Raw genomic sequence first — 7,329 nt, 5'->3', positions numbered from 1 at the left:
GTAGTGGCCCGGGGCGCGGCGGGTGCGGCGAGGGGGGCCGGTGACGACGACACGGCGTTCGGTGGGGTCCTGCGGCATGGCGTACGTCCCCCTAGCGCGCGGTCCGGCGCATCAGCAGCTCCCGCAGTTCGCGCGCGTGCCGGCGGCTGACCTGGAGTTCCTCGGTGCCGACCCGGACGCTCACGGAGCCTGCGTCCAGGCGGAGTTCTCCGATGTGGCGCAGGGCGACCAGGTGACGGCGGTGGATGCGGACGAAACCGCGGGCGCGCCAGCGCTCCTCGAGCGTGGACAGCGGGATGCGCACGAGGTGGCTGCCCTTGCCGGTGTGCAGCCGGGCGTAGTCTCCCTGCGCCTCGACGTGGGTGATGTCGTCGACGGCCACGAAGCGGGTGACGCCGCCGAGCTCGACGGGCAGGTGGTCGGGGTCGGGTTCGCTCACGGGGATCCGCGGGGCGGCGTCGCGCAGCTGGGCGGCGCGGCGGACGGCCTCGGCGAGGCGTTCCTTGCGCACGGGCTTGAGCACGTAGTCGACGGCCTTGAGGTCGAAGGCCTGCACGGCGAAGTCCTCGTGGGCGGTGACGAACACGATCAGCGGCGGTTCGGCGAACCCGGTGAGCAGCCGGGCCAGGTCGAGTCCGTCGAGGCCCGGCATGTGGATGTCGAGGAAGACGACGTCGATCGCGTCGGGCCCCTCCGGGCCGGACTGCAGTGCCCGGTTGATGCGGCGCAGCGCCTCGGTCGCGTCGCCGGCGCCTTCCGCGCCGGCGATCCGGGGGTCGGCGTTGAGCAGGTACAGCAGTTCCTCGAGCGAGGGTCGTTCGTCGTCGACGGCCAGGGCACGCAGCATGAAGGTGGAGTGTAGGGGTGATCCGCGGGTCTGGGCACGGGCCGGGCATGGACGTCCGCGCTGGATACAGTGCCGACATGAACAGCAGGCCGGCACCGTTCGACGTACTCGACCGGAAGATCCTCACCGCGCTGATGGCGAACGCCCGCAGCAGTTTCGCCGAGATCGGCGCGGCCATCGGCCTGTCCTCGACGGCCGTCAAGCGCCGTGTGGACCGGCTGCGTGAGACGGGCGTGATCACCGGGTTCACGGCCACGGTCAAGCCGTCGGCGCTGGGCTGGCGTACGGAGGCGTACGTCGAGGTGTACTGCGAGGGCGCGGCCCCGCCGCGGCGGCTGGCCGAGGTGGTGCGCAACCATCCGGAGATCACGGCGGCGATGACGGTGACCGGCGGTGCGGACGCGCTGCTGCACGTGCGGGCGCGGGACGTGGAGCACTTCGAGGAGGTGCTGGAGCGGATCCGCACCGAGCCGTTCATCCGGAAGACGATCAGCGTGATGGTGCTCTCCCACCTGCTGCCGGACGCCCCGGAGGCGGGTGCCAGCCAGCCCGCCCCGCAGGACGCAGCAGACGTGCGCTGAACGGCGGGAAGACGCAGCGTTCCTGCTTGTGCGCGCAATTTTTGTTCCTTGTCGCCCATGGTCACAGCTCCCTACCTTTGTGTCACCCCCAGTCGACCCCCAGGAAGCGGAGGGACCCCTCTGTGCCCGAACCCCGTGTGCCGCGCCGGCGGCGCTTCCTCGTCTGCGAACCCAGACACTTCGCCGTGCAGTACGCGATCAACCCCTGGATGCATCCGGACGTCCCCGTGGACGTCTCCCTGGCCCAGGCGCAGTGGCATGAACTGATCGGCGTCTACCGCGCCCATGGCCACACCGTCGACACCGTGGAGCCCGTGCCCGGCCTGCCGGACATGGTCTTCGCCGCCAACGCGGCGGTCGTCGTGGGCGGCCGTGTCTTCGGCTCCCTGTTCAAGGCGCCCGAGCGCCGCCCGGAGTCCCTCCCCTACGACACGTGGTTCAAGTCGGCCGGCCACGACGTCTACCGTCCCGAGTCGGTGTGCGAGGGCGAGGGCGACTTCGTTCCGGCCGGCCGCTGGATCCTGGCCGGCACCGGTTTCCGCACCACCCGCGAGGCCCATCGCGAGGCGCAGGAGTACCTGGGCGTGCCGGTGATCGGCCTGACCCTGGTGGACCCGTACTTCTACCACCTGGACACCGCGCTGTTCGTCCTCGACGACGAGGGCGGGGGGAACATCGCGTACTACCCGGAGGCGTTCTCGCCCGGCAGCCGCGAGGTGCTCGCCCGGCTGTACCCGGACGCGGTGCTCGCCACCCGTGAGGACGCGACGGCCTTCGGCCTGAACTCCGTCTGCGACGGCCGTCACGTCTTCCTCTCGCCCGGGGCGGCGGCGCTCGCCGAACAGCTCGCCGACCGCGGCTACGTCCCCGTCCCCGTCGACCTGTCCGAGTTCCACAAGGCCGGCGGCGGCATCAAGTGCTGCACCCAGGAGATCCGTTCATGACCGCACCCGTGACGACCCGCACCTCCGACGAGCTGATCCGGGCCGAGGAGCCGGTGCTCGCGCACAACTACCACCCGCTGCCCGTGGTCGTCGCCCGCGCCGAGGGCGCCTGGGTGGAGGACGTCGAGGGCCGCCGCTACCTGGACATGCTGGCCGGCTACTCGGCCCTGAACTTCGGCCACCGCCACCCCGCGCTGACCGAGGCCGCGCACCGCCAGCTCGACCGGCTGACGCTGACCTCGCGGGCCTTCCACAACGACCGGCTCGCCGAGTTCGCCGAGCGGCTGGCGGCCCTGACCGGGCAGGACATGGTGCTGCCGATGAACACCGGCGCCGAGGCGGTGGAGAGCGGCATCAAGGTGGCCCGCAAGTGGGCGTACGAGGTCAAGGGCGTCCCGGCCGACCGGGCGACGATCGTGGTCGCGGCGGACAACTTCCACGGCCGTACGACGACGATCGTCGGCTTCTCCACGGACGAGACGGCACGGTCGGGCTTCGGGCCGTTCACTCCGGGCTTCAGGATCGTCCCGTACAACGATCCGGCGGCGCTCGAGGCGGCGGTCGACGAGACGACGGCCGCCGTGCTGATCGAGCCGGTCCAGGGCGAGGCCGGTGTGATCGTCCCGGACGACGGCTACCTCACCGGAGTGCGGGAGCTGACCCGCCGCGCGGGCTGTCTGTTCCTGGCGGACGAGATCCAGTCGGGCCTCGGCCGCACCGGGCGCACGCTCGCCGTCGAGCACGAGGACGTGGTGCCGGACGTCGTGCTGCTGGGCAAGGCGCTGGGCGGCGGGATCGTGCCGGTGTCCGCGGTCGTCGGGCGCCGGGAGGTGCTCGGGGTGCTGCGGCCGGGTGAGCACGGGTCGACGTTCGGCGGCAATCCGCTGTCCGCCGCGGTCGGCACGGCGGTGGTCGGCCTGCTGGAGACCGGCGAGTTCCAGCGCCGGGCGGCGGAGCTGGGCGCGGTGCTGCGCGAGGGCCTGGCCGAGCTGGCCGGCCGGGGCGTGGTCGGCTTCCGCTCGCGCGGTCTGTGGGCGGGCGTCGACGTGGATCCGGCGATCGGCACCGGGCGGGAGATCAGCGAGCGTCTGATGCGGGAGGGCGTCCTGGTCAAGGACACCCACGGCTCCACGATCCGGCTGGCGCCGCCGCTGACCGTCACGGAGGAGGAACTGCGCTCCGCGCTGGCCTCCCTGGAGAAGGTGCTGGCCTCCTGACAACCGGGCATGGCCGGGGGCGCCGACGAGGGCGCCCCCGGCGGCCGGTGCCGTCGCGCTCCTACTGGTTGGGCCTCGCGGCGCTGATGTCGCCGAGGGCGGATCCCGGGTCACGCTCGATGGCCAGGTCGCCGAGGGAGACGATGCCCACGGCGTGACCGTGGTCGACGACCGGTACCCGGCGCACGGAGTGCTCCCGCATCAACTGCACCGCGCGGTCGAGGTCGTCGTCCGGAGTCACGGTGAAGAGCTCGCCGCTGCACACGGAGACGACGGTCCGCTGCTCCGGGTCACCGCCCTCGGCCAGCGTACGGATCACCAGGTCGCGGTCGCTGACCAGGCCGCGCAGCTCGTCGCCCTCGGTCACCAGGACGACGCCGATGTTCTCGTCGCGCATCTTCCGGGCCACCGCCGTCACCGGGGTCCGCGGCTCCACCGTCACCGGATTGCTGGTCATGATGTCGCGTACGTGCTGAGTCATGACGCCTCCCTTCGTCACTTCCTGCGGTCTGCGCGGTGCCGCTCACCGCGCCGCCCCGCCGGGTACCCGAGGGGAGCCGCGGCGCACCTGGTGACCTGCGCCGCGGCCCGGCCCGCGTACGGCCTCCGCCCGCACCCCGGTGGACGTCCGCCCGTTCGCCTGCCCGGTGACGAGGGGGGTACCCGCCGGGTGACGGCACTCTTTGAGGAGATGACCCCCATGCTGCTCATCGGTCTGCTCCTCCTCGCGGCAACCGCTGCCTTCACCGCTCTGCTCATCGCCGGCAACCTCTCCGGCGGCCCCGCGGACACGGTGTCGGTGCTCGGCAACGACATCGCCAGGATGAACACGCTCGAGGCCTTCAGCGCCGGTCTCGCCCTCGCCCTGATCTTCTGCCTGGGCGCGGCCCTCCTGGCCGGTGCCGCGACACGTCACCGGCACGCGCACCGGGTCGCGCGCGGCTACGGCGGCCGGCCGGACACCGGCCCGCTGAACGAGCCCATGGGCCGGGACGGCCGCCCCTGACCAATACGGCCGCACCGGGCGCGACCGGTGTCAGTGGTACGCGTGCACGACCGCGTGCCCCCTGCCGCGGTCGATCATCCACCGGTTGACGGGGCCGGTGACCGCGAAGGCGAGCGCGAGGGAGACAGCCAGCGACACCCAGAACAGCGCGTCGGACAGCCCGGCGTCCATGGCGCCGGGCACGCCGACCATCACGGTGTTGTCGATCAGTTCCATCACCGCGATGGACACGGTGTCGGCGGCCAGGGCGACCCTGACCGCCCGGCGGACGGGGACGCCGGCGCGCAGGACCCCGCGCATGGTCAGCGCGTAGCCGAAGACGAAGGCCAGCGCGACGGAGACGAGGACCGTGGCCGCGTTGTGCAGACCGGCCGCGGTGCCGACGACCATGCCGAGCACCTCACCGATGGCGCATCCGGTGAGGCAGTGCAGCGTGGCCTGCGCGGCCGCGCGCCAGGAGGCGCCCGGCGAAGGGGCGTGGTGCTCGTGCCGGTGCGCGTGGTGTTCGTGGTGCTCGTGTCCGTGTGCCGAGTGCGTCATCGTCGCTCTCCCCTGCGGATGAAGACTTCCGAAGACTTCCCGCAGCAGAACCCCGATACCCCCAAGGGGTATTCCCTCGGGTGTCGCGGGCATCAGTCCTCGCGGTGCCTGCGTCGCAGCAGGTGACGGACGACCAGAGCGACGGCCAGGAGGCCGAGCGCGATGAGCACGTAGACCTCGTAGCGGCGGATCTCGTCGTAGACCGTGCTGATGTGCGCGCCCGCGAAGTAGGCCAGGGTCACCCACAGGCCCACCCACAGCGCGGCGCCGAGCGCGTTGAAGGCGAGGAAACGGAGCCAGTGCATGCCCGTGGTACCGGCGATGATGCCGTTGGCCTGGCGCAGGCCCTCGATGAAGCGGGCCACCGTGACGATCTTGCCTCCGTGCCGGGAGAAGAACCGCTCGGCCGCCTCGAACCGCTTCGGCGTCAGGAAGACGTACCGCCCCCAGCGGTGGACGAACGCCCGGCCGCCGAACCGGCCGACGAGATAGCCGATGTTGTCCCCGACAACCGCCGCGGCGAACGCGATCAGGGCCACGACCACCACGTTGAGCTCGCCGGCCCCGGCATAGACCCCGGCCGCGATCAGGATCGTCTCGCCCGGAGCGGGAATCCCGAAGTCCTCCACCAGGACCACACCGCCGACGGCCCAGTAGCCGTAGTGGCTCAGCAGCGGTGCCAGGTGCGCCAGCGGTCCCGGAAGCGGAGGAGCCATGCCCACCACCGTACGTCGCCGGGTGGGCGGCCCCCGGCAGGCGCGGCATCCTGCCACCGCCGTACGGCCAAAAGCGGTTCCCCGCCACGGTGCGCCCACTTACACTGGCACCCCACGGCATCCACCCTGACCTGCGAGAACACGACGGTTGAGCAGTTCCGCACGAGTGAGGAGCGCCCCCTTGCTCTACTACTACTCCAGCAGCACTTCGCTGTTTTCCCTGGCCAGGTGTGGTCTGGGCGAGTGTAGTGGGCTGATGGGCTGTCAGGGGCGGTCTTCGTGGACCGCCCCTCCATCGTGTGCAGCCGCCGCTGGTAATGACACCGGTCCGGGCAGCCTCCTATGGTGATCGACGAGCGTGCAGCCGAGACCTGGGACCGTGAACTCGAAGAACTCTTTCTGCGCACCGGCCACCGTTTCGGGCGCATCGAACCGCGTCGGCGGATGCGCGACTACGTCCGCGGCCTGCTCGGCCAGGTCGGCCGCAAGAACAGCTGGCAGTTGGCTGAATACGTTGGCCACTCCACCCCCGACCGCCTCCAGCGCCTGCTCAACGGCGCCCGCTGGAACGCCGACGAGATCCGCGACGACCTGCAGGCATACGTCGCCGAGAGGCTCGGCGAGGAAGGCGGGGTACTCGTCCTCGACGACACCGGCTTCGTCAAGAAAGGCACGACCTCCGCCGGCGTGCAGCGCCCATACTCCGGTACCGCCGGCCGCACCGAGAATCCCCCGGAGGGGGTACCCCCAGCCGGATCGGCGTCTTCGCCGCCTACGCCACCACCCGCGGCCGCGCCCTGGTGGACCGCGAGCTGTATCTGCCCAAGTCCTGGACCGACGACCGCGACCGCTGCCGCGCCGCGCACATCCCCGACGAACGGATCTTCGCCACCAAGCCCGACCTGGCCAAGACCATGGTGCTACGGGCAATCGCCTCCCCCTTGCCCATTGCCCGGGTGACCGCCGATGCCGCCTACGGCCAGGAGTGGAAGCTGCGCCGCATGCTGGAGGAGGCCGGCCTCGGCTACGTGCTCGCGGTCCCCAAGTCCCAGCAGGTGCCGCGTTTTGGACGCATCGACCATCTCTTCGCCCAGGCTCCGGAAGAAGCATGGGAAGTGTGGTCGTGCGGGGACGGCGCGAAGGGCCCGCACGTCTACCACTGGGCCGCCCTGCGGATCGCGTCCACCGAGGACTTCGACGACGAGATGCCGACCCACCAGCGGTGGGCACTGGCACGCCGCAGCATCGGCAAGCCCGCCGAGATCTCCTACTACCTCGCCCACGCGCCGCTGGGCACCGACGTCGGGCACCTGGTCCGCGTTGCCGGGATGCGGTGGGCCATCGAGGAAGCCTTGTGCGCCACGAGGCGCTCTGCCGTATTCCCGGCCCAGCCGGGAGGAATTGGAGGGAGGTTCCTGGGTTCGATGGCTGACCTGATGCCGAAAGGCTTATAGGGACAAGAGCATGCCAGGAAACCA

The 7,329-nt window shown here is 71.4% G+C and carries 9 protein-coding genes and 1 pseudogene; 5 read left to right on the top strand and 5 right to left on the bottom strand.

Annotated features, from left to right (window positions below):
- Positions 1–91: 91 nt before the first annotated feature.
- Positions 92–847 carry a LytR/AlgR family response regulator transcription factor gene (locus tag C1I97_RS27035; protein WP_111005762.1) on the bottom strand — a complete coding sequence of 252 codons (756 nt, stop codon included), beginning with the start codon at positions 845–847 and terminating at the stop codon, positions 92–94.
- A 77-nt stretch (positions 848–924) separates the two neighbouring features.
- Between C1I97_RS27035 and C1I97_RS27030 the strand changes: the two genes are divergently transcribed.
- From C1I97_RS27030 to rocD, 3 genes are all read left to right on the top strand, one after another.
- Positions 925–1,428, top strand: a complete 504-nt coding sequence (locus C1I97_RS27030) for an Lrp/AsnC family transcriptional regulator (RefSeq protein ID WP_111005761.1) — start codon at positions 925–927, stop codon at positions 1,426–1,428.
- Between the two features lie 122 nt (positions 1,429–1,550).
- Positions 1,551–2,372: a dimethylargininase gene (gene ddaH / locus C1I97_RS27025; protein WP_111005760.1), complete on the top strand. Its 822-nt coding sequence runs from the start codon at positions 1,551–1,553 to the stop codon at positions 2,370–2,372.
- Positions 2,369–3,589, top strand: a complete 1,221-nt coding sequence (gene rocD, locus C1I97_RS27020; protein ID WP_111005759.1) for an ornithine--oxo-acid transaminase — start codon at positions 2,369–2,371, stop codon at positions 3,587–3,589. Before ddaH ends, rocD begins: the two co-directional genes overlap by 4 nt.
- A gap of 61 nt (positions 3,590–3,650) precedes the next feature.
- Here the strand turns inward: rocD and C1I97_RS27015 are convergent, their stop codons facing one another.
- Positions 3,651–4,070: a CBS domain-containing protein gene (locus C1I97_RS27015; protein ID WP_111005758.1), complete on the bottom strand. Its 420-nt coding sequence runs from the start codon at positions 4,068–4,070 to the stop codon at positions 3,651–3,653.
- Between the two features lie 219 nt (positions 4,071–4,289).
- Here C1I97_RS27015 and C1I97_RS27010 point away from each other — a divergent pair, with 219 nt between their 5' ends.
- Positions 4,290–4,595, top strand: coding sequence for a hypothetical protein (locus C1I97_RS27010; protein WP_111005757.1), 306 nt, complete (start codon positions 4,290–4,292; stop codon positions 4,593–4,595).
- 30 nt (positions 4,596–4,625) lie between these two features.
- Here C1I97_RS27010 and C1I97_RS27005 read toward each other — a convergent pair whose 3' ends face one another.
- The 3 genes from C1I97_RS27005 to C1I97_RS41815 form a co-directional block, all read right to left on the bottom strand.
- Complete coding sequence (locus C1I97_RS27005) at positions 4,626–5,135, bottom strand: DUF4396 domain-containing protein (protein WP_111005756.1); 510 nt, start codon at positions 5,133–5,135, stop codon at positions 4,626–4,628.
- Positions 5,136–5,227: 92 nt separating this feature from the next.
- Entirely contained in the window at positions 5,228–5,851 is a 624-nt protein-coding gene (locus C1I97_RS27000) for a DedA family protein (protein ID WP_111005755.1), read from the bottom strand.
- 264 nt (positions 5,852–6,115) lie between these two features.
- On the bottom strand, positions 6,116–6,373 hold the full coding sequence (locus C1I97_RS41815) for a hypothetical protein (protein WP_258382755.1): 258 nt from the start codon (positions 6,371–6,373) through the stop codon (positions 6,116–6,118).
- Here C1I97_RS41815 and C1I97_RS43015 point away from each other — a divergent pair.
- Positions 6,278–7,218 (top strand): annotated as a pseudogene (locus tag C1I97_RS43015) (IS701 family transposase); the annotation flags it as partial. The gene C1I97_RS41815 and the pseudogene C1I97_RS43015 sit on opposite strands and share 96 nt — an antisense overlap.
- Positions 7,219–7,329 lie beyond the last annotated feature (111 nt).

This window comes from Streptomyces sp. NTH33 (genome assembly GCF_003236365.1).
Taxonomy (GTDB): domain Bacteria; phylum Actinomycetota; class Actinomycetes; order Streptomycetales; family Streptomycetaceae; genus Streptomyces.
Note: the sequence above shows the minus strand (reverse complement) of the source record. Positions and strands in the feature narration are given on the sequence as shown.

Excerpts from the sequence above, each read along its gene's own strand:
- C1I97_RS27035 (WP_111005762.1), bottom strand. The coding sequence starts at position 847 with ATGCTGCGTGCCCTGGCCGTCGACGACGAACGACCCTCGCTCGAGGAA.
- C1I97_RS27030 (WP_111005761.1), top strand. The coding sequence starts at position 925 with ATGAACAGCAGGCCGGCACCGTTCGACGTACTCGACCGGAAGATCCTC.
- rocD (WP_111005759.1), top strand. The coding sequence starts at position 2,369 with ATGACCGCACCCGTGACGACCCGCACCTCCGACGAGCTGATCCGGGCC.
- C1I97_RS27015 (WP_111005758.1), bottom strand. The coding sequence starts at position 4,070 with ATGACTCAGCACGTACGCGACATCATGACCAGCAATCCGGTGACGGTG.
- C1I97_RS27010 (WP_111005757.1), top strand. The coding sequence starts at position 4,290 with ATGCTGCTCATCGGTCTGCTCCTCCTCGCGGCAACCGCTGCCTTCACC.
- C1I97_RS27005 (WP_111005756.1), bottom strand. The coding sequence starts at position 5,135 with ATGACGCACTCGGCACACGGACACGAGCACCACGAACACCACGCGCAC.
- C1I97_RS27000 (WP_111005755.1), bottom strand. The coding sequence starts at position 5,851 with ATGGCTCCTCCGCTTCCGGGACCGCTGGCGCACCTGGCACCGCTGCTG.